Annotated in this window: 25 protein-coding genes; 12 read left to right on the plus strand and 13 right to left on the minus strand. The window is 60.2% G+C overall.

Annotation, left to right across the window (positions count from 1 at the left end):
- Positions 1 to 10: 10 nt before the first annotated feature.
- Positions 11 to 1,489, plus strand: coding sequence for an NAD-dependent succinate-semialdehyde dehydrogenase (locus JQK88_RS17255; protein WP_203278928.1), 1,479 nt, complete (start codon positions 11 to 13; stop codon positions 1,487 to 1,489).
- A 202-nt stretch (positions 1,490 to 1,691) separates the two neighbouring features.
- Here the strand turns inward: JQK88_RS17255 and JQK88_RS17260 are convergent, their stop codons facing one another.
- On the minus strand, positions 1,692 to 2,381 hold the full coding sequence (locus JQK88_RS17260) for a GntR family transcriptional regulator (protein WP_192255836.1): 690 nt from the start codon (positions 2,379 to 2,381) through the stop codon (positions 1,692 to 1,694).
- Positions 2,382 to 2,529: 148 nt separating this feature from the next.
- On the opposite strand from JQK88_RS17260, the gene ehuB reads away from it, so the two are divergent.
- Genes ehuB through JQK88_RS17290 form a run of 6 tightly spaced genes read left to right on the plus strand, consistent with a single transcriptional unit; the run spans position 2,530 to position 7,892 of the window.
- On the plus strand, positions 2,530 to 3,396 hold the full coding sequence (gene ehuB, locus JQK88_RS17265; protein ID WP_203278929.1) for an ectoine/hydroxyectoine ABC transporter substrate-binding protein EhuB: 867 nt from the start codon (positions 2,530 to 2,532) through the stop codon (positions 3,394 to 3,396).
- Between the two features lie 58 nt (positions 3,397 to 3,454).
- A complete protein-coding gene (gene ehuC / locus JQK88_RS17270) occupies positions 3,455 to 4,117 on the plus strand; it encodes an ectoine/hydroxyectoine ABC transporter permease subunit EhuC (RefSeq protein WP_192255832.1) in 663 nt (220 codons plus the stop codon).
- The gene (gene ehuD / locus JQK88_RS17275) at positions 4,114 to 4,767 is read left to right on the plus strand and encodes an ectoine/hydroxyectoine ABC transporter permease subunit EhuD (RefSeq protein WP_192255830.1); all 654 of its coding nucleotides are present in this window, start codon (positions 4,114 to 4,116) and stop codon (positions 4,765 to 4,767) included. Before ehuC ends, ehuD begins: the two co-directional genes overlap by 4 nt.
- Positions 4,754 to 5,551, plus strand: coding sequence for an ectoine/hydroxyectoine ABC transporter ATP-binding protein EhuA (gene ehuA / locus JQK88_RS17280; protein WP_192255829.1), 798 nt, complete (start codon positions 4,754 to 4,756; stop codon positions 5,549 to 5,551). Before ehuD ends, ehuA begins: the two co-directional genes overlap by 14 nt.
- Before the next feature lie 38 nt (positions 5,552 to 5,589).
- Entirely contained in the window at positions 5,590 to 6,678 is a 1,089-nt protein-coding gene (locus JQK88_RS17285; protein ID WP_203278930.1) for an aminotransferase class V-fold PLP-dependent enzyme, read from the plus strand.
- A 23-nt stretch (positions 6,679 to 6,701) separates the two neighbouring features.
- Positions 6,702 to 7,892 carry a M24 family metallopeptidase gene (locus JQK88_RS17290; protein ID WP_281401921.1) on the plus strand — a complete coding sequence of 397 codons (1,191 nt, stop codon included), beginning with the start codon at positions 6,702 to 6,704 and terminating at the stop codon, positions 7,890 to 7,892.
- Positions 7,893 to 8,655: 763 nt separating this feature from the next.
- Here the strand turns inward: JQK88_RS17290 and JQK88_RS17295 are convergent.
- From JQK88_RS17295 to JQK88_RS17320, 6 genes are all read right to left on the minus strand, one after another.
- Positions 8,656 to 9,444 carry an amino acid ABC transporter ATP-binding protein gene (locus tag JQK88_RS17295; RefSeq protein WP_192255826.1) on the minus strand — a complete coding sequence of 263 codons (789 nt, stop codon included), beginning with the start codon at positions 9,442 to 9,444 and terminating at the stop codon, positions 8,656 to 8,658.
- 133 nt (positions 9,445 to 9,577) lie between these two features.
- On the minus strand, positions 9,578 to 10,252 hold the full coding sequence (locus tag JQK88_RS17300; RefSeq protein WP_203278931.1) for an amino acid ABC transporter permease: 675 nt from the start codon (positions 10,250 to 10,252) through the stop codon (positions 9,578 to 9,580).
- Entirely contained in the window at positions 10,252 to 10,911 is a 660-nt protein-coding gene (locus JQK88_RS17305) for an amino acid ABC transporter permease (RefSeq protein WP_192255824.1), read from the minus strand. The genes JQK88_RS17300 and JQK88_RS17305 overlap by 1 nt, the downstream gene beginning before the upstream one ends.
- Positions 10,912 to 11,018: 107 nt before the next feature.
- Entirely contained in the window at positions 11,019 to 11,876 is an 858-nt protein-coding gene (locus JQK88_RS17310; RefSeq protein WP_203278932.1) for a transporter substrate-binding domain-containing protein, read from the minus strand.
- 565 nt (positions 11,877 to 12,441) lie between these two features.
- Positions 12,442 to 13,395, minus strand: a complete 954-nt coding sequence (locus JQK88_RS17315; RefSeq protein WP_192255820.1) for a PDR/VanB family oxidoreductase — start codon at positions 13,393 to 13,395, stop codon at positions 12,442 to 12,444.
- 4 nt (positions 13,396 to 13,399) lie between these two features.
- Entirely contained in the window at positions 13,400 to 13,897 is a 498-nt protein-coding gene (locus JQK88_RS17320; protein WP_192255819.1) for an MOSC domain-containing protein, read from the minus strand.
- 149 nt (positions 13,898 to 14,046) lie between these two features.
- On the opposite strand from JQK88_RS17320, the gene JQK88_RS17325 reads away from it, so the two are divergent.
- From JQK88_RS17325 to JQK88_RS17345, 5 genes are all read left to right on the plus strand, one after another.
- The gene (locus JQK88_RS17325) at positions 14,047 to 14,652 is read left to right on the plus strand and encodes a helix-turn-helix domain-containing protein (RefSeq protein ID WP_192255817.1); all 606 of its coding nucleotides are present in this window, start codon (positions 14,047 to 14,049) and stop codon (positions 14,650 to 14,652) included.
- 262 nt (positions 14,653 to 14,914) lie between these two features.
- Positions 14,915 to 15,631: an amino acid ABC transporter ATP-binding protein gene (locus tag JQK88_RS17330; RefSeq protein ID WP_192255844.1), complete on the plus strand. Its 717-nt coding sequence runs from the start codon at positions 14,915 to 14,917 to the stop codon at positions 15,629 to 15,631.
- A 109-nt stretch (positions 15,632 to 15,740) separates the two neighbouring features.
- Positions 15,741 to 16,367, plus strand: a complete 627-nt coding sequence (locus JQK88_RS17335; RefSeq protein WP_192255814.1) for a 2-hydroxychromene-2-carboxylate isomerase — start codon at positions 15,741 to 15,743, stop codon at positions 16,365 to 16,367.
- 105 nt (positions 16,368 to 16,472) lie between these two features.
- Positions 16,473 to 16,919, plus strand: coding sequence for a glutathione S-transferase N-terminal domain-containing protein (locus JQK88_RS37470; protein WP_192255813.1), 447 nt, complete (start codon positions 16,473 to 16,475; stop codon positions 16,917 to 16,919).
- Positions 16,802 to 17,137, plus strand: a complete 336-nt coding sequence (locus JQK88_RS17345; protein WP_376740428.1) for a glutathione S-transferase C-terminal domain-containing protein — start codon at positions 16,802 to 16,804, stop codon at positions 17,135 to 17,137. Before JQK88_RS37470 ends, JQK88_RS17345 begins: the two co-directional genes overlap by 118 nt.
- A gap of 664 nt (positions 17,138 to 17,801) precedes the next feature.
- Here the strand turns inward: JQK88_RS17345 and JQK88_RS17350 are convergent.
- From JQK88_RS17350 to aceF, 6 genes are all read right to left on the minus strand, one after another.
- Complete coding sequence (locus JQK88_RS17350) at positions 17,802 to 18,146, minus strand: RidA family protein (RefSeq protein WP_192255809.1); 345 nt, start codon at positions 18,144 to 18,146, stop codon at positions 17,802 to 17,804.
- 356 nt (positions 18,147 to 18,502) lie between these two features.
- Positions 18,503 to 19,486: a zinc-dependent alcohol dehydrogenase family protein gene (locus JQK88_RS17355; RefSeq protein WP_203278933.1), complete on the minus strand. Its 984-nt coding sequence runs from the start codon at positions 19,484 to 19,486 to the stop codon at positions 18,503 to 18,505.
- A gap of 444 nt (positions 19,487 to 19,930) precedes the next feature.
- Positions 19,931 to 20,182 (minus strand): RidA family protein, encoded by a 252-nt coding sequence (locus tag JQK88_RS36275; protein ID WP_312037297.1) that lies wholly within the window; start codon positions 20,180 to 20,182, stop codon positions 19,931 to 19,933.
- Entirely contained in the window at positions 20,109 to 20,321 is a 213-nt protein-coding gene (locus tag JQK88_RS36280) for a RidA family protein (protein WP_246749882.1), read from the minus strand. The genes JQK88_RS36275 and JQK88_RS36280 overlap by 74 nt, the downstream gene beginning before the upstream one ends.
- 64 nt (positions 20,322 to 20,385) lie before the next feature.
- Positions 20,386 to 22,101, minus strand: a complete 1,716-nt coding sequence (lpdA, locus tag JQK88_RS17365; protein ID WP_203278934.1) for a dihydrolipoyl dehydrogenase — start codon at positions 22,099 to 22,101, stop codon at positions 20,386 to 20,388.
- Between the two features lie 8 nt (positions 22,102 to 22,109).
- Positions 22,110 to 23,408, minus strand: a complete 1,299-nt coding sequence (gene aceF / locus JQK88_RS17370) for a dihydrolipoyllysine-residue acetyltransferase (protein ID WP_192255803.1) — start codon at positions 23,406 to 23,408, stop codon at positions 22,110 to 22,112.
- Between the last annotated feature and the right edge of the window lie 14 nt (positions 23,409 to 23,422).

A 23,422-nucleotide genomic window follows, 5' to 3' on the forward strand; every position in this document is an offset into this window, starting at 1 on the left:
CATTTAACGGATGAACATCATGGACGAAGCACTGAAGTCTTCCACCTATGCTTTCGACAACCTGCCGACTGGATTGTTGATCGGCGGAAACTGGCGAAAGGGACGGGGAGGCGAGGATATCGAGGTTGTCAATCCGTCGACGGAGGCAGCCATCACCTCCGTCGCCAACGCCTCGGTGGAGGACGGGATTGCCGCGGTCGATGCGGCAGCTGCCGCAGCTGAAAACTGGGCGAAGACCGCACCTCGTCAGCGCGCCGAAGTCCTACGGCGCGCGTTTGAGCTCATGACGGAAAGATCGGATTTTCTTGCCGCGCTGATTGCCACGGAAAACGGTAAGGCACTATCAGATGCAAAGGGGGAAGTCGCCTACGCGGCGGAATTTTTCCGGTGGTACGCGGAAGAAGCAGTGAGGCTTGCTGGCGAACTCGGCCCTTCGCCGTCAGGCGCCTACAAAATTATGGTCCAGCACGAACCTATTGGCATCGCACTGCTGGTCATGCCATGGAATTTTCCGGCGGCCATGGCAACACGCAAGATTGCGCCGGCTCTTGCCGCCGGTTGCACCTGCATTCTGAAACCGGCCACCGAAACTCCATTGACGGCCTATGCCGTCGCGGAAATCCTTGGGGAAGCCGGTGTGCCGGCCGGCGTCGTCAATGTGGTGACAACACGTAACACCGGTAAAGTCGTGAGGGCCATTCTCCGGGATCCGCGCGTGCGCAAGCTTTCCTTCACAGGCTCTACGGAAGTTGGGCGGGTTCTCCTGCGCGAGGCGGCGCACCAGGTGATCAGTTGCTCCATGGAGCTTGGCGGCAACGCTCCCTTCCTTGTTTTCGATGATGCGGATTTGAATGCGGCGGTTGAGGGCGCAATGCTCGCCAAGATGCGCAACGGCGGCGAGGCCTGCACCGCCGCTAACAGGTTCTATGTTCATCAGGCGCATTACGAGCAGTTTGTGGAGGCGTTTGCCGCGCGCATGAGCGCTGTGAAAGTCGATGACGGTTCGCTGCCATCGACACAGTGCGGCCCGCTCGTCAATCAGGACGCTGTCGAAAGAATCGATGATCTCGTCAAGGACGCAGTCGCGTGCGGTGCAAAGGTGGTGACGGGCGGGCACCGACTGAATCGCTCCGGCTATTTTTACGCGCCGACCGTTCTTCGCGATGTCCCGGGGCATGCGCAGATGATGAACGAGGAAATCTTCGGCCCAGTGGCGCCCATTGCATCCTTTGTCGATGAAGGCGCCGCAATTGCCGCGGCCAACGCCACCGAATTCGGGTTGATTTCCTATCTCTATACGAGCAATTTGCAGCGCGGGCTCAGGCTCTCATCGCTGTTGCAGACCGGCATGGTCGGTCTCAATCGCGGACTGGTTTCCGATCCGGCGGCGCCTTTTGGTGGAATGAAGGCCAGCGGCCTCGGTCGCGAGGGCGGGCGTCATGGCATTATGGAATATATCGAAACCAAATACACTGCCGTCGCTTGGTAGGCGCGCCTCACGACCTGCCGCTAGGATGTCCCCTTTGCGCCTAATTTCGGACGTTGGGACAGCTATGCCGGTTCCTGAAAGCAGACCTTGCCGGTGATCACGCTGGACATCAAGGTCGCGCGGCCATGAGTGGACCTCCAGCCCCTCGGCGCGAATGTCTCGATCGGCGCGCCCTCCCTCCAGCCACCGGCACGCGACGCCCTCATCCAGTTTGTTGCACCCCACTAAGGGAGTCGATGAGGGTGGCGACTGCCGTCTTGATATGTTCCTCCATCGCCTCGCAGGCCTCAACATAGCGGCCCGCCGCGCAGAGGCTGAGTATCCTGACCTCATCGCCAATGGCGATGTCCCGACCAAACGAGAGTTGCAGGCGCGTGTGTCGCTCGCTGTCCTGTAGCAGTCCCTTCACGATGCTGAGTGTCTTCTTCTGCCCGGCGTGACGGTACAGCCCGAGATGAAAGGCCGTGTTGAGCTCGGCGCATCCGCCGATATTGCCGGTGCGCTTGGCCTCGACGTAGCGCGCGGCGACTTCCCTGAGGTAGCTATAGTCCTCCGCGATAAGCAGGGGCGCGCTGATCGCGAGCAGGCGAGGCTCAAGCAGCGCGCGAAGTTCGAACACTTCCCGGATTTCTTCCACGGAGATGGTTGAAACTACCGCGCCGCGATGGGGATAGATCTCTACCAAGCCCTCGGATTCCAGCAGCACGAGTGCTTCTCGAAGTGGCACCCGGCTGATACCGAACTCGTTAGCCAGCATGTCTTGCCTCAGTGGAAAGCCACCGGCAAACGTTCCCGATACAATTCGCTTACGCAACTCGCTGGCCACCGCCGAGGCGATAGTCTTGTGTTCCAACCCTTTACGCGGACGAGGGGAACCAGTGTTTTCGATCATTGGGGCTTCAATCATGCCTTGCAAGGTACGTGAGCCGCCGCGCGGAGGCAAGCCAAATCAGCCTTTTTGAAGATTGTCGAAAATATACTTGCAACAAAGACGCATTTGTGGTTCTTACCTAAGTGGCCCAATTCGGAGGAGATGAACCATGACTCTGACGCGTAGGAACCTGATGAAACTGACTGGTGCTGGCCTTGCCGGTGCCGGATTGCTGGTCGTCACCGGCCCCAGCCTTGCCGACGACAAAATTCCCTCGACGTTGCGCGTCGGTATGTCCAACCAACTCCCGTATGCCTTTCTTGATAAGGACGGCAACCTTACCGGCCAGTCCCCTGATGTGCTTCGTGCCGCGATGCGCGATGCCGGCGTCGAAAAGCTAGACGCCTCACTGACAGAATTCGGCGCGCTCATTCCTGGCCTCGTCGCCCGTCGTTTCGACGTTATTTGCACCGGGCTCTTCGTCCGGCCGAAGCGTTGTGAGCTCATTGATTTTGCCAACCCCGATTCGCTAAGCCGCGAGGGGTTGGTGGTAGCTGCCGGCAACCCGATGGGCCTAAAGTCGCTCGGCGACGTGGCCAAGAATGGCAACGCCAGGATCGGCTTCATCCGCGGTTCTGTCGACGAGGAATACGTCAAGAACGCAGGTATTGCCGAATCGAACTGGGTCGTTCTGCCCGACGTGCCGACGCTGTTGTCGGCGGTCAAGGGTGGCCGCGCCGACGCCGTGATCAGCTCGCTTGTCATTATCGCCTCGACAATGAAGGCGATGAACGATTCCAGCGTTCAACTCGTCGACAACTTTGTCGACCCGGTGGTTAATGGCAAACCGGCGATCGATTATGCTGCCATGGGCTTCCACAAGGACAGCAAAGCCCTGCGCGAGGCCTACAATACCGGTCTCGCCAAGCTCGTATCCAGTGGCGAACTCGCCAAGATAAACGAGAAATGGGGCTTGCCGGCCGCGCTGACCCCCACGGCCGAGACGCCGTCCATCGAAACGCTCTGCAAAGCCTGACTGCAAGCGGTCGGGCTCTGCGCCCGACCGCCCACCGGCACCCCCGTGAAAGGCGACGATGACGGCTCTGCTCGACTTGCTTCCGCAATTGATGAAGGGGCTGCAGACGACCCTCCTTGTGACCGCGTTTGCGGCACCGCTCGCGCTGGTAATGGCACTGGTGAGCGGCCTGGCGCGGCTCGCGCCGATCAAGCTACTGCAGTGGCTGGCCATCATCTATGTCGAATTGTTCCGCGGCACCTCGCTGTTGGTTCAGCTGTTCTATTTCTTTTACGTGATGCCTCTGTTCGGAATGTCGCTCGACCCAGTGACCACAGGCGTCCTGGTGCTGGCGCTAAATACAGGCGCCTACGGCTCCGAAGTGGTGCGCGCCAGCATAGGCAGCGTGCCCAAGAGTCAGCGCGAGGCGTGTATCGCCCTCAACATGTCGCCGGCGATGGCGCTGCGCCGCGTGATCTTCCCACAGGCTTTCGTGACGATGCTGCCGCCCTTTGGCAATCTGTTGATTGAACTGCTCAAGGCGACATCACTGCTGTCACTGATCACCATCTTTGACCTCGCCTTTGCCGGCAACACATTATTCCAGACGACGGGCCGCACGCTCGAGATCTATGGCCTGGTGCTGATGATCTATTTTGCCACCGCGATGGTGCTGACCCTGGGGATGCGTTGGTTGGAAAAGCGCATGGGCGCCGGTCGTGACCTAGAGTTCCGCCCATGAATTTCGATCTCACCTATCTTCTGCAGATCGCGCCGCTGCTGCTCAAGGGCGCCGTCGTCACCGTGCAGGCAACGGTGCTCGGCACGCTGCTGGCGGCAGTGCTCGGCCTCCTCATGGCAATCCTCACTCGTTCACGCCTTCGTATCGTCCGCTACGCAACGACGGCGGTGGTGCTGTTCGTCCGTAACACACCGCTGCTGATCCAGCTTTTCTTTCTATTCTACATCCTGCCGCAGTTCGGCATCGCGCTTCCCACTTATCTCACCGGCGTCATCGCGCTCGGAATCCACTACGCCGCCTACATGTCGGAAGTTTACCGCGCTGGCATCACCGCAGTACCGCGCGGCCAATGGGAGGCGGCGCACGCGCTCAACATGCCCCGCGCGCTGGTCTGGCGTCGGATCATCCTGCCACAGGCGCTGCCGCCGATCATTCCCCCACTCGGCAACTACGCCATCGCCATGTTCAAGGATACGCCGGTACTGGCCACCATTGGCATTCTCGAGATGCTGGGCGTCGCCCTTGCCGAGGCGAACCGCAGCTATCGCTACTATGAGCCGCTCACCATGGTCGGAATCCTGTTCCTGATCTTTAGCTTGTTTTCCGCCGTGGCCGTCCGTTTGCTGGAGAAGCGCTATGCTGCCCGTTGACATCCCTCCTTCGCCGGCCCTGCGGCTGCGTGGCGTGTCGAAAGCTTTTGGTAGCCTGACCATTCTCGACAAGCTCGACCTCGATGTCGCGCCGGGCGAGCGCATCTCGATCATCGGGCGTAGCGGCTCGGGAAAGACCACGCTGCTGCGGGTGCTGATGACGCTCGAAAAAATCGACGCTGGCTCCATCGAGGTCTTCGGGCGCTACCTGGGCCAGCGCCCAGAGGGCGGTCGTCTGGTCCCCGCCACCCCGGAGGAGACCCGCGCCGTGCGTGGCGACATCGGCATGGTGTTTCAGCAGTTCAACCTGTTCCCTCATCGCACGGCCATCGAGAATGTCATCGAGGCGCCAATCCACGTTAAGAAGATGGGGTCAAAGGAAGCCCGCGACATGGGCATGGCCTTGCTATGCACGGTGGGGCTCGCCGACAAGGCCGACCACTACCCCAGGCAACTTTCCGGCGGCCAGCAGCAACGGGTGGCGATTGCCCGCGCCCTCGCCATGCAGCCGCGCATCATCCTGTTTGACGAGGTGACCTCGGCGCTCGACCCGGAGCGCGTCGATGAGGTGCTCTCCGTCATCCAGGGCTTGGCCCAGGAAAGCACTATCACCATGCTGATTGTCACCCATGAAATGCGCTTTGCGCGGGACGTGGCGACGCGCACCATCTTCATGGAGGAGGGCCTGATCGTCGAAGATGACGCACCAGCGGTGATTTTCGGCAAGCCCAACAAGGCGCGCACGCAATCCTTCCTGCAAAGTGTGCTGGGGAGGGGGCTTTGATAGGCGATCCGGCCTGTCCGCCTATCGACCCGGCGCGGTTGGCGCTGGAGTCGGGGACGGTGCATTTGCTTTCCGGCGGGGAAGCACCGCTCCCCCGTGCCGGGATCGCCGCCTACTCGCGCTACGCCACTGACAAGGCTGACGGCATTTTCGGCCGCCAGCGTCTTGAGGCCGAACTGGATAAAGTGCGCGGTCGCCTTGCTCGTCTGATGGGCATCGAGCAGCCGGAGCGGATCGGTTTTCTGGCTTCTGTCAGCGCGGCATTGACGGCAGCACTTAACGCCATCGACTGGCGAGAGGGCGACAATGTCGTCGCCCTCTCCGACGACTTCCCTTCCGTCGTCCTGGCCGGCGCCGGCCTCGCACGGTTCGGCGTAGTGCTGCGCGTGGTCGACGCCAATCCGGATGCCGTGGAGGATGCCTTGCTGGCCGCCATCGACAGCCGCAGCCGTCTCGTTCTCGTCAGTCATGTCAGCTATCGTCATGGCCGTCGGCACGACATCGCCGGCCTCGCCTTGCGCCTGCATCAACACGGCGTAGCGCTTGCACTCGACGTGTCCCACTCGCTCGGAGTGCTGCCGGTGCCATCCGATGCTGCCGACATCATGGTGTCGTGCGGCCACAAATTCCTGTTCGGCAGCCACGGCACCGGCATCCTAGTCTGGAACGACGCGCGGCTGGGCGAGCCGAAAACCCCTGCCGCTGGCTGGTTCTCCGTCACCGACTATGCGGCTGCCAGCAACGGCGTTGATTTCGCACCTAAGCGTGGTGCTGCCGCCTTCGAACTCGGCAATCCGGACTTCCCGGCCCTTTATGCCCTTGGCGCCGGTCTTGATGTACTGGCCAGCGCCCAGGCCAGCACCGTGGCAAGCCACGCAATGGCGCTTTCGGGTGAGTTGAGGAACCGTCTTGAACGGCTCGAATGGCCGGTATGGACGCCGGCTGAGGAGGAGCGCCGCGGCACCTCGATTGCGCTTCGCACCAACCACTCCGTTGAACTTGCGACCCGTCTCGCCGAGGCCCGCATTCTGGTGGCGTCGGGTAATGGCCGCCTGCGCATCTCGGTGCACGGCTTCAACAGCATGGCCGATATCGAGACCCTGCTCGTGACGCTTGGTGCCCCCTGATCACCAAATGAAAAGGACGACCAATGACTGCAAAGATACCGTACGGGTGGGCCGATCGTGAACCCTGGCTGGAACTGGATTTCCCCGTCGCCGAGTTCGAGAGTCGCGTAGCGTCGCTGCAAACCGCCATGACGGCCGCCGACATCGATGCTCTTCTGGTCTGGGATGATGCTGATCGGGGGGGCAATATCCGCTATCTCTCCGGGTTCAACATGGTCTGGGGTACCTCGGTTGTGCTCATCCACCGCCAACGCGCGCCGGTGCTGGTGACTAACGCCGTCGCGCACGGCGAACCCATGCATTCAAATATCCAGACGAGTTGGCTCAGGGACGTCCGTGTCTCCTTTGCCAGGTCGGCCGACGACTTGTTTGAAAAAAGCGCTGCAGTGCTGGCCGAGTGGGGCGTTCCCGACGATCGGGTCGTGGTCGCCGGCCACGCGCGGATACCTTACGGAACGGCGCGAAGGCTCGCCAACGCCTATGGCGAAAGGGCGCTGCACGCCGGCGATAGCCTGCTCGCCCGGCAGCGTGCCATTAAGAGCCCGGCAGAAATCGCGGTCATTCGTCGCGCCGCGGACTTGACCTCGCGCGCCATGGATGCGGCGATGCGGGCAGCGGTGCCCGGGGCAAGCGAAAGCGAGGTCGCCGCCGCTGCCAACTACGCCTGCATCGCGGCGGGCGCCGAGCGAATGTCGTTCGGCTGCTTTCCCGCAACTGGCCGGCGGGGCAGCCTCAAAAACGTCTTCGCTCGCCCGGGCGGCATCATCGCGCCAACGGACCTCGTCGTCATCGATCTCGGCTGCAAATTGCTCGGCTACCAGTCGGACATGTCACGCAATGTCGTGGCCCACCCCTCCAAGCAGATCATTGCTCTTCTCGACGCGGTAACGGCGGCCAACGATGCAGCGTTTCGGCATACACGGCCCGGCGTGACCACCATGTCTGTGGTCGAGGTCATGAACGAGGCGATCGCCGAGCGCGGTTTTTCCGCTTGGGATTTTTCGCTCTGCCATGGCTTCGGGCTCGACCTGACGGAAACGCCACTGTTTCGCGATCATCCCCCGATGAAGCTCGAAGCGGGGATGTGCTTTTACGTTGAACCGATCATCGCCGACCACAGCTTTGGCTGCGCGTGTATTGAAGACATGCTCCTTGTCACGGACGATGGCTGCGAAAAGCTATCGCACACGCTCGTTCCCGCTACTGGAACCTAAGATAAAGCTTCCAATTTCAGCGTCGTCCGGCGTCCAATTGGGGCTACCCCCCGGAGTGCGCAAGGGCGTGCAGGCAAGCGAAGAAGACAATGGTTGTCAGGCTCGGGGTGCGGTCACTGCGGTAGCGTCTGTTAAAAGCATGGGATGGATCGTCAAAGCTTCCCCCGGGGAAGTGGCTGCGCCACTCCACGTAAGGGCGCTATGAACTTCAGCTCATGATCGATCTCGCTGAGCGCTCGGCCCCAAAAGTGCGCCGTATCGCATGCTTTAATGCCGATCACGCTGCATTCGAGCTTCGAGAAAAGTCGAGCACCTCGGATCGCCGCAATTTGCAACGGACGACAGGCCTACCCGAAGACCGACGGCGTGAACTTGAACCACATGCTTGGCGATGTCTAATCCAACTGTAGGACCTGACATGTGCGGTTCCTTTTGTATGAGCCGTCTCTGATCTCTGAAGGCGGGTCGGGGAAGAAGAACACCATCTATGCAAGAAAGCCTCGCCCTGGCCGCTCTCTACTGCGCGGCGACGACTCTTCGGATGCGGCACGACGGTCAACGACAGCCATCGAGGTCGCGATGGTGGCGGCCCGAGAAACGAAAGAGGATACGAATACGGCTACCACCGGCAACGGTTTCGTGCGGACCGAGGCGGCGCCGCATGGAAAGAGAATCCCACGAAGCAGACCGCGCGAGCAGAAATTTCGCAGATTTTGCTGACACTCCCCGATTGATCATCAGACTAGCCGTTGTTTGTCCGATTTCACCGCAGAATCTGGTTGAGGAATTGACGGGTGCGGACCTGCTGCGGATTGGCGAAGAAATTGGCCGGCGCGGCGGTTTCTACAATCCGACCATGATCCATGAAGATGACCCGGTCGGCGATCTGTCGGGCGAAACCCATTTCGTGAGTGACGCAAAGCATGGTCATACCATCGTTCGCAAGTGCGATCATGGTGTCGAGCACCTCCTTGATGATCTCAGGATCGAGTGCGGAGGTGGGTTCGTCAAACAACATAATGCGCGGCGACATGCACAGAGCGCGAGCGATTGCGGCTCGCTGCTGTTGACCGCCCGAAAGCTGGCCTGGGTACTTTTTCGCCTGCTCGGGAATGCGTACTCGCGCGAGGAAGCTGCGTGCCAGCTCCTCGGCCTGCGCGCGTGCTATCTTTTTTACCGACATCGGTGCCACAACGCAGTTCTCCAAGATCGTCATATGTGGAAACAGATTGAAGTTCTGGAACACCATGCCGATTTCGCGCCGGGTGGCCTGCACGCGCTTGGGGTCGTCTGTCAGTTCTAATCCGCCAACCGAAATTGAGCCCTGATCATGACGTTCTAGGCGGTTGATGCATCGGATCAGCGTGGACTTGCCGGAGCCTGAAGGCCCGCAGATAACGATCCTCTCGCCGGTCACGACGCGAAGATCGATGTCGTGAAGTGCATGATAGGCGCCGTACCACTTGTTAAGGCCAATTATTTCGACAGCGGCCGGCGGTTTGATGCCGGTCCCAGCCTCGTCTTCGCGGGGGAACTCATCCAAGTTGGTCATAAGGTCACCTGAAATATCCTGCGTGGGGAGCAGCGATAATCGATTGAAGATGATGGGCCTGACAGTGATCGAACTGCGTGGCGACGGAGTAGGGTCATCGAGCGCCTTTTGCCTTGTCGTTAATACGGCGTTTTTAGCCAGTGCGTCGGGCAGTCAAATAAGGTTGGAGATGGATCTCGAGCCACTTCGTCAACGTGGAAACGAGTGCCGTCAGGCCCCAGTAAAGCAATGCGATGATTGTAAAGATTTCGACCGGCGAAAACGTGCGTCCAATAATATCTTGGGCTTCATATGTCAGCTCAGGAACTGTGATGACCGAAAGGACCGCTGATTCCTTTATGAGCCCGATAGCCAGGTTGGTCGAGGTCGGGAGAATATAACCCAGCACCTGTGGCAGAAGGATGCGGCGAAGGATGGTCGCATAGCCAAGGCCGAGCGCATAGCCGGCCTCCGTTTGGCCTGCGGGTACGGAAAGGATTGCGCCGCGGACGATCTCGGCTGCGTAGGCACTGGCATAGGCCGAAAGCGCAATGAAACCAACCACCAGCGGCGACAGGCGCAGGCCGAATTCTGGCAGGACGAAATACAGCAGGAAAACCTGGGTCAGGAAGGGGATGTTGCGAAGCAGCTCAACATAGGCCGCGGCAAATGTTGCGAATACAAGCCCGCCGTGTAGGCGCAGGAGCGCCAGCGCGACGCCGAGAATAAACCCGATTGGTAGGGAGACAGTGCATATGCCGATGGTTCGTGCGAAGCCATCTGCTAGCGGCTGCCAGTTGTCCAGAATTACCGCAACGTCAAACTGCATTAGCGCGGAGCTCCTGACGGCTTGTGTTCCAAACGTTTAGTGAACACGGAGAAGGTGAACAGAATTAAGAAATATATCAGAGCAGCAGTGCAGAAAGCTTCCGTCGGTCGGAAGGTCTCCATCATCACATGTTGAGCTGTGCGTGTTAGTTCCACAACCGAGATGACCGACAAGATCGCAGAGGCCTTTACCAGAATAGTGAATTCACTGGCCATTGGCGGAATGATATTGCGTACGAGTTGGGGCAGGATGACTTTGAGGGCCACAATGTGACGCGGCAGGGCCAAGGCACTGGCGGCCTCGAACTGTCCCGAGGGGATACTGAACAACCCTGCGCGCAGGTTTTCGGCAATGAATGCAGCGCTGTTGAAACTCAGGGACAACACGCCCGCCACGAGCGGCGACAGTTCGATGCCGGTCAGGCCCGGAAGGGCGTAGTAGATGACGAGAATTTGCACCAGCAGCGGCGTACCGCGAATGAAACTCGTGTAGATCGCCACGATCCATCTGGCCAGTGCTATGCGCGATCTCGCGAGCAGGAGCAGGCCAAGGGCGATAACCGTTCCCAGTGTGAATCCGGCCAGTGACACGCCCAGCGTAACAGCAGCACCCCAAATGAACCTCGGGAGCAGTGTCAGAAAAAATGACATGTCGAACATTTCGTGGGACCTGTCCTCGGAAGGCGATGAACTGGCTGAGGCACCGACAGATGCAACAATTCGAACCCTCCGCGCGGTAGCGCGCCGGCGGAGGGGAACTAAATGGATTACTTGGCGCCCTCGGGAAGATAGCCGTGGGCCGGCAATTCCATTTCGTAGCCAAACCATTTCATCTGGAGCTCTTTCAGCTTCCCGCTGTCGGCCAGTTCGCCTATCTGAGCATTGATGAAGTCACGTAGATCGCCGTCTTCGGGACGCACTACCCACGCCAGATAGACGGGGTTCTCGATCGTGCCGATGATCTTGAAGGTGTCGGGCAACTTCTTCATCAGTAACGCGGCCGTTGTTGACGGCACCGCGATTGCGTCAACCTGGCCGGAGGCAAGTGCAACATTGCATTCGGGAAAGGAACTGAAGAGCTTGAGTTCAAAGCCGGCGCCACCTTCCGCCTTCAGGCGTTCGCCAAAACGTTCCGCCTTTGGCTGAGGCGAGGAGGCAAGTTGGGTTGCCACCACTTTGCCATTCAGGTCCTTGGGCTCTTTAATGCTGTCGTCCTTCACGCGCGCAAGGATCATCGTGACGCCCGTGCCAGTCGGTCGCGTGAATGCGAATTTGGCGGCGCGCTCGGGAGTGATCGTTGTCGATGAACCTTTCAGATCAAATTTTTTCGACAGAAGACCAGGCAGCAGCCCCTGAAAAGGCAGATCAACTAGGGTGACCTTGACCCCCAATTTCTCAGCCACGAGATCGAGGATGTCCTTGTCATAACCAAGAATCTTTCCATCCACTCTGAATGCAAAAGGTTCAAAATCGGCTTCTGTGCCAACGATAATCTCGCCGCGCTGTTTAATTTGATTGACAAGGCCATCGGCCTTGGCAGTCACCGATGTGCCCGACCAGATGGTCACAACTGCGAACAACGCGACGATCAACGGGCGGATGCGGAGCGCTTTCTCGGTGATCATCGTTATTTTCCTCCGACTTATTGGCTTCTGCATAGACGCTGCCCAAATCGTGTGATGACACTTCATGTTGTTTCCTCCATTTGGCAACATTTTACGATGTCGCCGGATTGCATTTTTTGACGGTATGCCGATCCAGGACGACATCGAGTTTTGCTCGGATTTTATTGCCCCTCGTCCGCGGATTGCTCAGATGACCTGACCGGTCCTCCCAGATCGCCGCCCCAATGCAACCGGCATGTGGGCTGTGTGCCGTTTTCGCCGCGCCGTTCATGCTCCTTCCAGGGCCGGGGTGAGATCGTCCCAGACGTGGCCCTCATCCTCCAATCCGACGGAAAAGCGGATGAGATCTTCGCCCGCGCCTTTGATGGGTTTGGCTTTCCGGCCTGACTGTCTGCCGGACGCAAGATGCTTGCTGGGTGCGTCACCAGCATCTCGACATATTGCGAGGGGTCGTTGCCGAAATGGATGGCCCGGGTCGCGAAACCGCCCTCGCGTTCGTCGGAGCCGACTGCAGTGTTTTTGGGATGCGACATGACAAGCTCCAGCGAGGAGAACGACGTCTGGTTCACAAATCCAGGATGATTTGCCCCTTGGCCCTCGATACGCATGGTATGAAGCGACGTGTTCTGGCCTCAGGGCTAAGGAAGGCGTCTCGGTGGATCGGTTCGCCGGCGACGAACCCGCATTCGCAACTGCCGCAAACGCCGTTCTCACAGGACGAGAAGAGAAGCAAACCGGCGGCGCGCAGTACGGTGAGCGCCGAGGCGTTCGCAGGAACCTCGAGTTCCTGGCCGGTCGAATGCAATTGGATGGTGAACGGCTCGGGCGCGAAGTTTGGATCTTCTTCGGGCTGGAAGGCCTCGAAATGGACCGTGTCGGGCTTCCAATGCGCCGAAGACGCTCTTGCCCACGCCATGAAACCGGGGGGCCCGCAATAGTAAAGGTGCGTCCCGTCCTTCTGCTCTTTCAGCAGTTCGGCGAGATCCACGACGGTGGCGGGATCGTCGTCGAAGTGCAGTACGAGGCGATCGGCAGGTAGCTCCGCCTCCAGATCGGCCAGCATCGGAGCCATCGAACGGCTGCGTGCAAAGAAATGGAGAACGAAAGCCTTACCCTGCGCCTCCAGCGCGCGCGCCATCGCGATCATCGGCGTTATTCCGATGCCGCCGCCCAGCAGAAGATGCGCCTGGGCCTTGTCGTGGAGCCTGAAGTGGTTGCGCGGCGCCGAGACCGGCATCTCGTCTCCGACCTTGAGGTTGGCATGGAGCCAGGCGGAGCCACCCCGGCCAGTCTCTTCGCGTTTTACACCAATCAGATATCGCGACAGGTCCGCTGGGTGGCCCATCAGCGAGTACTGGCGCACCTTCCCACCCGGCATGTGGATGTCGACGTGCGAACCCGCCTCAAATGAAGGCAGTTGCGGACGTCGTGGATGGCGGAACTCAACGACGCTCACGTCTCCGGCTTCGTGACGCAGGCTCGCAACCTTCATCTTCATGATGAGACGCGGTGAAGCCATCGCCCTAGCTCTCCATCGGAACGATGCGGTCGCCTGGACGAATGACGCCACCGACCTCGATCGCGCAGTTCAGTCCGGATCGGTTAAGCAGCCCGTCGAACAATCGTGGCGCGCCGAGCAGTTCCTCGATGTACTTGCAGGGGAAGTTCAGCCTCGCGCCCCAAAGCACGGTCTCCCCGACCCTGAAGCGTTGGCCGATGAGGTGGTTCAGTGGAACCCCCCTCGTCGTCAGGTTCCGACGATGATCTCCTGGGGCGAGATTCAACTTGATGCCAGGCACCTTGGGCTCCCCCGCCGCGAGTTGCTCCAGGACCTCGGCCTCGATCAGCGTCACCTCGCGCACATCAGGCTTAGGTGAGTAGGTACCGGTCCCGAAAAAGTAGCGATCGCCCTCGATGCCCTTGCCCACGATCAATCGCGCTTCGGCAAGCTCCTCCATCTCATACGAGGCGGCTGGCGCTATGTGGATATGCAAAAGTTCCCCGGACCAGCGCTGCGTCATAATTCCTGTCCTGATATACTTAGTTGGACAACTTGTTGCCCAACCGGTAACAGACTTTTTCAAACGCTGCAATATGGGTATTGCGCCAGCCCATAGATACGGCCCTAGCCATGGGCGAGGCGGCGACATAGTGATAGGCCGCTCACGCAGTGGAATTGGAGCTGAAATTGCCGACTGTTAGATCGATCAGAGATATCGGGCCGACCAAAAACGATGCGGCACGCTCGTTTGGCCTTCACATGGCCGCGATGCGGCGCTCGCGCAAAATGACGCTTGATCAGCTTGCGGGGCTGACCGGCCTCAACAAGGGATACCTGTCGCGGGTCGAAAGAGGAGAGAAGACGCCTTCGATCGCGACGGCATTGAAGCTCTCCCAAGCGTTCGCCGTCTCGGTGTCGGCCCTCTTCGGTGAGGCTGTCGACGAATCGGTGATCCACATCGTCAGGTCGAATGCGCGCCCCGCCCCCGACAACAGCCCAACAGAGACGTATTTCGAGCCTCTGAGCCAGGCAGCGGGCGGAATTGAAGCCTTTTTGCTCTTTGCTGGCCGCGATTTCGGCCCCGACGGTAGGGTCGACCATGGCGGAACCGAGATCATTTTTGTTGTATCGGGCAAGATCGAGATCCAGTTTTCCGATCGCTCGGTGCTTCTTGGCACCGGCGATTTCCTCCAGTTTCCGGGCCATCTCGCACATCAAGTTCGGGCTCCAGATGGTAGCGGCAGCGCCCTGATCGCGATCACCCGGGAGAAATAGGCCGGAAAAAGTCCTGCCTTCCGGTAAGCACCACTGGGACACATGCCGACCTAAAGTTGCAACTGCGACGCTTGCGGTATCCGAACTCGATGCAGTTGACTATGAGTCCGCTCCATGATCTGTTGGACAACTTGTTGCCTACAGCGATCTCGTTGGGCAAACAAATGTCGATGCCCGGTGGTAGAGACCTATGAACACGCTGGAAAACGGATCGTTCGGTGTGCCCAAGCCTACTTCGTTGAACACGCCGACCGCAGTCGAGATGGCCGGTGTGAACAAGTGGTTCGCCGAATTCCACGTGCTGCGCGACATCGACTTGAAGGTCGAGCGAGGTGAGAAGCTGGTGGTCTGCGGTCCGTCGGGCTCCGGTAAATCGACCCTGATCCGCTGCATCAACCGGCTGGAGAAGCATCAGCATGGCAGGATCATGGTCGATGGCATCGAACTCACCAACGATCTCAAGATGATCAGCGAGATCCGCCGCGACGTCGGCATGGTGTTCCAGCACTTCAACCTGTTCCCGCATCTGACGATCCTGGAGAACCTGACGCTCGCCCCGATCTGCGTGCGCAAGATGCCGAAGAAGGATGCCGAGGAGATCGGCATGCATTATCTGCGGCGCGTCAAGATCGCGGAACAGGCGGCGAAATATCCCGGCCAGCTCTCCGGTGGCCAGCAGCAGCGCGTCGCCATCGCCCGCTCGCTCTGCATGAGCCCGAAGATCATGCTGTTCGACGAGCCGACCTCGTCGCTCGACCCGGAAATGGTCAAGGAAGTGCTCGACACCATGGTCTCGCTGGCCGACGAAGGCATGACCATGCTCTGCGTCACTCACGAGATGGGTTTCGCCCGCGAAGTCGCCGACCGGGTGATCTTCATGGATGCCGGCCAGATCGTCGAGATGACCGAGCCCAACGCGTTCTTCAAGAACCCGCAGCACGAGCGTACCAAGCTCTTCCTGAGCCAAATTCTGCACTGAGGGGAACTGGCTCGCGACTCGTGAGAACCACGGCCCGCAAGGTATGCCGATAGAGAGCGAGCATCCCAATGCGACGCATGAATCCTTGAACGCCGATCGGAGGAAGGCGATGGCGCTGCAAAGCATCGACTATTATTTCTGGGTTCTCTCGGACTGGGCTTACTTCGGGGGTCCTCGCCTTGCATCGATCGGCAAGCGGCACGGGCTGAACATCAACTATTTCCCGATCAAGATGCCGTACGTCTACTCCAAGACGGGTGGCATACTTTTGAGCCAACGGTCCAAGCAGCGGCAGGACTACCGGCTTGCCGAACTGCGCCGTTGGCAGGTCAAGTTGGGTATGCCAATCAACGAGTCACCCAAATACGGCACCACCAACGAGGACCTGGCCTCGGGGCTCATCATCGCGGCTAAGCACGACAACCAGCCCGTCGAGGGGATCTCCCACGACATCTTGAAGGCAGCGTGGGTGGACGAACTGGACATTGCGTCTCCCGAAGTCCTTCTAGACCTCGCGGGCCGAAGCTTGAATGGACCCGTGCGCCTGCTGGAGCTGGCAGGCTCGCCCGCTATTCAAGAGGAATTCCGACGCTACTCCGATGCCGCCATCGAAAGGGGGGTATTTGGGTCGCCGTTCTACCTGTTCGAGGACGAAATGTTCTGGGGCCAGGATAGGCTCGACTTCCTTGAAGACGCGGTCGTCGCCTCGAAGATGAGGACGCTCTCGAAGGCCTGAGCAGAAGCGTTCCGGCGTTTGAGCGCCGCCAGTCATTGGGTCACGGAACATTCAAGGCTTTTCGGTCGCGCACGACGACCGTTGTCGGCCGCGCGAGGTTATCGAATGCCGCAAGGACTGGGGCCCCTGCGCCTCTATGACACACAACGCTCGGGGAATGCCTGGAAGGTCCGGCTCCTCGCAGGCTTCATCGCGTGCCCACTCGAGAGAAGGACCCTCTCGATCGACAGGGGCGATCTGAGAACTCCCGAGTTTGCAGCCGTCAGCCGGTTCCGCCAGGTCCCTGTTCTCGAGCTGGGAAATGGTGGAACGATCGTCGAATCCGCGGCGATCCTGTTCTTTCTGGCTCAAGGGACCGCATGGTGGCCCGACGATCCAGGTCAACAGACGTTTTGGCATGGATGTCTTTCGAGCAATCGTCTCACATGCATCCGTTGGCGCAATTGCGATTGCATCGCGCCCTTCATCCGGATCGGCAGGTCGATCCGCGCGAAGTGGCGCAGTGGGATCACAGGGCTAGCCAGGCTCTGGCTTTCCTTGAGGAGAATTTGAGACAGGTTGCGGAAGGGGATTGGCTGGCGACGGCCGGCCATCCGAGCATCGCGGATGTCGCCCTGTATCCCTATACCCGGTTGGCGAGGATGGGAGGCGTCGACCTGGATGGCTCACCTCACGTGTTGAGGTGGCTCGCGCGTATCGAGAGGTTGCCGAATTACACGACCCTCTTCCCCGGCCGGCCCGAACTGAACGAAAGCACCCTCGAAGTCTGACATCGTTGGGCGGGATGTATTAAACTCGAAACGGCTGACTGCCGATCGAGCCACCGCGACCTGCGGTAGCGGCGTCTGATATTGGAGGACTGTGATCGCCCTGTCCTTCGACAGCACGCCCCTCAGATCATCTCAGCATGTATAGAGATCGGTGCTTGCCTTTACGCACTCCGATAGGACCCAGGGCAGGGCGATATCAAGTTTCATGTCCGGCCGCTCCATCAGTGCAGAGAGATGCTGCATCGTTTCCCCCATGATAACCGTGGCAGTTGCACCTCCGCCCACATCGGTGCGCATTCAACGGACGTTGTGAAATGCAAAGGCGAGCGTCTCAAGCTTGTAACTCGGACCACCTAATGCATATCGATAAGGAGGTCCTCTTTGGGGATGGACCTCGTGGGAGAGAAAGTCCGCCAACGGTTGCCTGCGTGGATTAAGGACACCCGGGTTCCCATAAAGATAGCCGCCGCCAATTATTGGTGCATCAGCGTGCCTCTCGGATACTGGTTGACGTTTCCCAAGGGTTGCGGGGCATAGAGATGACAGTGCCTCACTTGGCAAATTGGGAAGGCTGCGGCTGTTGAGGGCGCGCATGAACTAAAGGCCGGAACACACACGTTTCCGACCTTCAGATAGGATGATCGTGACGGTTTAGGTGCTGCCCTTACAGCAGCGCTTGCACCTGGATTTCGACAAGGATGTCTGGAGCGGCCAAGCGCGATTCGACGGTTGCACGAGCGGGCGCGGCCCCTTCGGGTACCCACGCGTCCCAGGCTGCATTCATCTCGTCGAAGGATCCAATGTCTTTTAGCCAGATATTGGCGACGACGATCCGCGACTTGTCGGTCCCAGCCTCCGCCAAGAACGTATCGATCTGATCGAGCACATCTGCAGTTTGCTCCCTCACCCCGCCACTTCGGTTCTTAGGGACCAGTCCGGAAAGAAACGCAAAACCGTTGGCGGTTAGCAAGCTCGTGAGACGTTTTGTCGAGTTGTATCGCGTGATCATTTGTCCTCGCTGCAGGTTGTTGGAGATACGGCGCCAACCCTCCGGTTGCCGCCTGCTGTCATCGCCGGGTCTCCGGCGAATTCGAATTGCTGCGTCCGGCCAGAACCTTGGCGGACGAGCGTAATGGTTCATGGTCTTTTGCGCCGGCCTCTCAAGACTCGCTGCCCGAAGAGGTCAAGGCTGTACGCACGGCTGTGCAGAACCCGAGCCGGCCGTTCGGGAAGATTGCGCTCGCCCCCGAGACATGGCTGACGATATTTTGAGCAGCCATTTCATTTCGTTTCCTCCACGTTGTCTTTGTTGGTCGCAAGGTGTCGTTCGTCCGGGTTGTGTTCGCGAAGCGGAGGCCTCGCCGCTCAATCGATGTCGACCACCACCTTTCCTTTCGACTTGCCGCCAGACAGGTGCCGGTGGGCATCCGCGGCGGTCGCCAGTTCGAACTTTTCGGGATCGATGAGGGGGCGCAATAGCTCGCGATCCGCCAAGGCGGAGATCTCGCGAAGGATCCGACCATGCTTCTCCCGTCCTTCGCCTGATAGCATGGGAAGCAGCATGAATACGAGATGCAGCGAGAGAGCCTTTGCGTGCATCAATCCGAGATCGACCGAGGCTCTGGAATTGGTCGTCGCGATCCGTGCGCGGACCGCGGCCGCCTCGAAGGATTTGACGAGATTTTGTCCGCCCACGGTGTCTACGATGGCATCGAACCCGCGCCCGCCGGTAATTCGCTGTACGAACGACGGGACCGGCTCGTTCTTGTAATTGACGACGTTTGTCGCCCCGAATGCCCTCAGCTGCTCAAAGTCGCGATCGTCGCTGACACTCGCGGCAACGATAGCACCGGCAACGCTGGCCAGCTGAACAGCGATGTGGCCTACGCCTCCCACGCCCCCTTGAACGAGAACGACCTCGCTCTTCTTCGGAGCAATGCGCTCGATAGCCTCCCAGGCGGTGATTGAGACCAAGGGAAGCGCCGCGGCTTCCCGGAACGTCAAGGCGCGAGGCTTCGGTGCAATCAACCTGGCATCAGCAGCGATGTACTCTGCGAGGGTACCCCCGAGGCCCTTCACCCCACCGGCGCAGCCGTAGACCTCGTCGCCGACTTTGAGATCGTCGACGTCAGGCCCCACCACCTCGACCACTCCGGCCAAGTCCGCGCCGAGGATCGCCGGAAGCTCGGGACCGATGGGAAGGCCCTCTCGGATCTTGATGTCGACAGGATTGACGGACGTAGCCCGAATACGGATCAGGACTTGTCCGGGTCCGGCACTGGGGCGCTCGACATCTGCCAGATGCAGCATCTCGGGTCCGCCGTTGCTGTTTAGGATCTGGGCGCGCATGCATTAAACCTCAATTTTCACTCGACTCAGTTTGGTGCTGGCCAATGATGAATCAAACGCATAGTTCAAATAACATCTAGTCGATTTTCAAATAGCTCGGCACTATCCTCCTCTTTGAGGGCTGTTCTGATCGCCGCCTCTGAAATATTTGACCATCTGAAGAATGTTTCCAACTTTGGCCAGCTCCCTGCCATTTGCTGGCGTGAGCGCAAGGCCACTGCACGATTTGGGTCTGGTCTTGAAAAGCGCAAGGAGTGCGTTTGCAGACCAGCACGAGGTTTTAAAGGGCACCCCCGATAAGGGCAACCGGACCGACGCCCTTGCGGCGGCGGTCATATCATCGACGCCCGTGCGGCGAACACATCCAACACAGCAACCGGTTGGGCCCGAAACGCTCGTCTTGCGACGCAACCCTGCCGACAGGCGAGCGGGCGGCGGGCACGGTTAGTTCGAAGGCGCTATCGCGACCATTTCGATCTCGACCCTCGCGCCAAGGGGCAACGAGGCGACGCCTATTGTGGTGCGAGCGGGGAACGGCTCGCGGAAATGGCTCGCATAAACCTCGTTCAGCGCCGGGAAGTCGGCCATGTCGACGAGGAAGACGTTGCATTTGACGACATCGTCAAAGGTCAGGTGAGCCGATGCCAGAACAGTCCCCAGGTTGCTTGAGACACTGACGCACCTGGTCCTTGATATCCCCGACGACGAGCTTCCCCGTCGCGCCGTCCAGTGGCGTCTGCCCGGACAGAAATACGACGTCCCCGCGCGCCCTGACGCCGTGCGAATAGGGTCCAACCGCAGTGGACCCCGGGGCTGAAAAAGCTTGTCGATTCATGAAAAATTCCTTTCTTCAAGTGTGGATGTCCGGGTGTGCGCCCAAAACAGGCTCGCTCTCCAAACTAATTCTTGAGTGGCTTTGGAGGGAGATCGGTGCACGTCCCCAACATGATCTCGGCCGCCATGCCCACCGTCTCGATGAAGGTCGGGTGCGGATGGATCGTCTTGCCGATATCATGGGCATCGGCGCCCATCTCGATGGCCAAACCGACCTCACCGATAAGGTCGCCTGCGCCCACGCCCACGATCCCGCCGCCGACGATCCGCCCCGTCTCCTTGGAGAAAAGCAACTTGGTCATACCGTAGTCCGCTCCGTTGGCGATCGCCCGGCCGGAAGCGGCCCACGGGAAGCGACCGACCTCTATGGATAGTCCCGACGCCTTCGCGCTTTCCTCCGTGACGCCAACCCAGGCGATCTCCGGGTCGAGGTAGGCCACTGACGGAATGACCATGGCGTCGAGGGCCGCCTTCTTACCGGCCGCAACCTCGGCCGCCACGTGTCCTTGGTGGACCGCCTTGTGAGCCAGCATGGGCTGGTCGGCGATGTCCCCCACCGCGTAGATATGAGGGACCGAGGTGCGCATCTGCTTGTCGACGCGGATGAATTCCTTTTTGCACGTGATCCCGGCGGCTGCCAGATTTAGGGTGGAGGAGTTCGGGCGACGGCCGGGGGCCTGCAGGATGAGGTCGTAGGTCCGAGGCGGATACTTGCTTCCGGCAAAGGCGGCGAGAAGTCCTCCGTCGGTTGCCGTGACCGACTCCAGCCGTGTCGCCAGCATAAGGTGATCGAAACGGTGGGCATTCCGCTTCTGCCAGGCCGCCACGAGATCGCGGTCCGCCCCAGGCAACAGCCCGTCGAGCTGCTCGACGATGTCGATCCGGGCGCCAAGCGCGCTATACACGGTGGCCATCTCGAGCCCGATGATGCCCCCACCGATGACGAGCATCCGCTTCGGGATAAAGGGAAGCTCCAATGCTCCCGTGGAATCCACGATGCGAGGATCCTTCGGCAAGAAGGGCAAATGGACCGGCGACGACCCCGCAGCGATAATGCAATGGGCGAAGCCGATCTGCCGCCGCTTTCCGTCTGCGCCTTCAACGTCCACAGTGTTCGGGTCGACGAAGCTAGCCTTCCCGACGACCACATCGACCTTGCGCATCCGCGCCATCTGGGCGAGGCCATCGGTCAGTCGTCGGACGGCCTGTCCTTTCGAGCCCCTCAGCTTTTCGATGTCGATGTGCGGCTCGGCAAACGTGATTCCGTGGAAAGCCATCCGGCCTGCCTCCTCCATGACCGCCGCGACATGCAGCAGAGCCTTCGAGGGGATGCAGCCGACGTTCAGGCAAACCCCGCCGAGGGTGTCGTAACGCTCGATCAAAGTGACCCGAAGGCCGAGGTCCGCGGCCCGAAACGCAGCCGAGTAACCGCCCGGCCCGCCACCGATCACCACGACGTCGAGACGCTCGACGTTTTCCACCTTGGCGCTGGGGGCGGCCTGCTTCGCCGCGGGCGCCGCCGCATTCCGTTTCTGGTCCTCGCCCACGGGTTCCTCGATCATGGCGAGGGCCGAAGACGTGCTGACGCGATCACCGACGTCGACGGCGAACGAGAGAAGCCGACCTGCGACCGGGGACGGGACCTCGATCGTTGCCTTGTCGCTTTCGATGGCCACCAACGGCTGGTCGATCGCCACCGTGTCGCCGGGCTGCGCCAGCAACTCTGCCACCGAAACGTCCTTGTAGTCGCCCAGGTCGGGCACCAGCACTGTCGTTGCCATCGTCTTCCTCAAAGCAGCGCGCGGCGAAAATCGACCAGCAGCCCGGCCACGTGGCCGAGGAAGCGCGCGGCGGCCACGCCGTCGACGACCCGGTGGTCCCATGACAGGCTGATGGGCGTGACGAGCCGGGGCTCGAACGTCGAGCCGTTCCAGACCGCCTGCGTCTGTGATCGGGCGGCTCCGAGGATCGCGACCTCGGGCGCATTGATGATTGGGGTGAAGCCGGCTCCTCCGATGCCGCCCAGGGAGGAGACGGAGAACGATCCGCCTTCCATGTCGGAAGGCGCCAGCTTCCCCTGACGCGCCTTCTCCGAAAGAGACGCCATCTCGTCGGCGATCTGGATCAGTCCCTTCCTGTCGCAGTCACGGATGACCGGAACCATCAACCCCTTGGGCGTATCGACGGCAAAGCCGACATGGACGTATTTCTTCTTGATAAGATTCACGCCATCGAGCGAACTGTTGAAGCGTGGGAACGCTGCCAAGGCGAGAGCCGAAGCCTTTATGAGGAATGCAACCATCGTGAGCTTCACGGGCGGGTTCCTCCTTTCGGCGTTGATAGCGAGTCTGAATGCCTCCAGATCGGTGACGTCGGCGTTGTCGAAGTTCGTGACGTGCGGGATCGTCAGCCAATTGCGATGCAGGTTGGCTCCCGAGATCTGTTGTATGCGCGATAGCGGTTCGCGCTCGATCTCTCCGTACTTGGAGAAGTCGATCGCAGGCATCGCCGCCAACGAGAGCCCCGACGATGTCTGGGTGCTTCCATTATCTGGCGCGCTCAGGCGGCTTTTGACGAAGCCCTGGACGTCTTCTCGCAGAATCCGCCCCTTTGGTCCGCTGGCCGAAACCCGGGAAAGGTCGACGCCGAGCTCGCGCGCATAGGTTCGCACGGAAGGCGTAGCGTGAGCCGTCCTGCTCTCCTCGCGCCCTTCAAGCGGTTGAGCGGCCGAGATCATGGCCTCCGCAGGCTCTTGAGGTGACGTAGCCGCTGCAGTTTCGCGCGCGGGCACGGGCTCGGAAAGAGACTCGCCTATGGGGGCACTCGGCGCGCAGGTTACGGCCGCCTCGTCCACCTCCACAATGGCCACTGCCATTCCTGTGGAGACCTTCGACCCGATGTCGACTAGGAACTCGACGATTCTGCCAGCCGACGGGGAGGGGACTTCCAACGTCGCCTTGTCGGATTCGAGCGTGATGATCGGCTGGTCGACGCCGACGGAGTCCCCCACAGCGACCAGGATCTCGACGACGGGAACGTCCTTGTAGTCGCCGATGTCCGGCAACTCAATCGTCTTTCTTGCGCTCATAATCGCGCTTTCCT

Source organism: Mesorhizobium caraganae, assembly GCF_016836705.1.
In the GTDB taxonomy this organism is placed as follows: domain Bacteria; phylum Pseudomonadota; class Alphaproteobacteria; order Rhizobiales; family Rhizobiaceae; genus Mesorhizobium; species Mesorhizobium caraganae.

What these genes read in the sequence shown, in the direction of transcription:
- JQK88_RS17255 (WP_203278928.1), top strand. Translation starts at nt 11, where the DNA reads ATGAACATCATGGACGAAGCACTGAAGTCTTCCACCTATGCTTTCGAC.
- JQK88_RS17260 (WP_192255836.1), bottom strand. Translation starts at nt 2,381, where the DNA reads ATGATCGAAAACACTGGTTCCCCTCGTCCGCGTAAAGGGTTGGAACAC.
- ehuB (WP_203278929.1), top strand. Translation starts at nt 2,530, where the DNA reads ATGACTCTGACGCGTAGGAACCTGATGAAACTGACTGGTGCTGGCCTT.
- ehuC (WP_192255832.1), top strand. Translation starts at nt 3,455, where the DNA reads ATGACGGCTCTGCTCGACTTGCTTCCGCAATTGATGAAGGGGCTGCAG.
- ehuD (WP_192255830.1), top strand. Translation starts at nt 4,114, where the DNA reads ATGAATTTCGATCTCACCTATCTTCTGCAGATCGCGCCGCTGCTGCTC.
- ehuA (WP_192255829.1), top strand. Translation starts at nt 4,754, where the DNA reads ATGCTGCCCGTTGACATCCCTCCTTCGCCGGCCCTGCGGCTGCGTGGC.
- JQK88_RS17290 (WP_281401921.1), top strand. Translation starts at nt 6,702, where the DNA reads ATGACTGCAAAGATACCGTACGGGTGGGCCGATCGTGAACCCTGGCTG.
- JQK88_RS17295 (WP_192255826.1), bottom strand. Translation starts at nt 9,444, where the DNA reads ATGACCAACTTGGATGAGTTCCCCCGCGAAGACGAGGCTGGGACCGGC.
- JQK88_RS17300 (WP_203278931.1), bottom strand. Translation starts at nt 10,252, where the DNA reads ATGCAGTTTGACGTTGCGGTAATTCTGGACAACTGGCAGCCGCTAGCA.
- JQK88_RS17305 (WP_192255824.1), bottom strand. Translation starts at nt 10,911, where the DNA reads ATGTTCGACATGTCATTTTTTCTGACACTGCTCCCGAGGTTCATTTGG.
- JQK88_RS17310 (WP_203278932.1), bottom strand. Translation starts at nt 11,876, where the DNA reads ATGATCACCGAGAAAGCGCTCCGCATCCGCCCGTTGATCGTCGCGTTG.
- JQK88_RS17315 (WP_192255820.1), bottom strand. Translation starts at nt 13,395, where the DNA reads ATGGCTTCACCGCGTCTCATCATGAAGATGAAGGTTGCGAGCCTGCGT.
- JQK88_RS17320 (WP_192255819.1), bottom strand. Translation starts at nt 13,897, where the DNA reads ATGACGCAGCGCTGGTCCGGGGAACTTTTGCATATCCACATAGCGCCA.
- JQK88_RS17330 (WP_192255844.1), top strand. Translation starts at nt 14,915, where the DNA reads ATGGCCGGTGTGAACAAGTGGTTCGCCGAATTCCACGTGCTGCGCGAC.
- JQK88_RS17335 (WP_192255814.1), top strand. Translation starts at nt 15,741, where the DNA reads ATGGCGCTGCAAAGCATCGACTATTATTTCTGGGTTCTCTCGGACTGG.
- JQK88_RS37470 (WP_192255813.1), top strand. Translation starts at nt 16,473, where the DNA reads ATGCCGCAAGGACTGGGGCCCCTGCGCCTCTATGACACACAACGCTCG.
- JQK88_RS17350 (WP_192255809.1), bottom strand. Translation starts at nt 18,146, where the DNA reads ATGATCACGCGATACAACTCGACAAAACGTCTCACGAGCTTGCTAACC.
- JQK88_RS17355 (WP_203278933.1), bottom strand. Translation starts at nt 19,486, where the DNA reads ATGCGCGCCCAGATCCTAAACAGCAACGGCGGACCCGAGATGCTGCAT.
- JQK88_RS36280 (WP_246749882.1), bottom strand. Translation starts at nt 20,321, where the DNA reads ATGAATCGACAAGCTTTTTCAGCCCCGGGGTCCACTGCGGTTGGACCC.
- lpdA (WP_203278934.1), bottom strand. Translation starts at nt 22,101, where the DNA reads ATGGCAACGACAGTGCTGGTGCCCGACCTGGGCGACTACAAGGACGTT.
- aceF (WP_192255803.1), bottom strand. Translation starts at nt 23,408, where the DNA reads ATGAGCGCAAGAAAGACGATTGAGTTGCCGGACATCGGCGACTACAAG.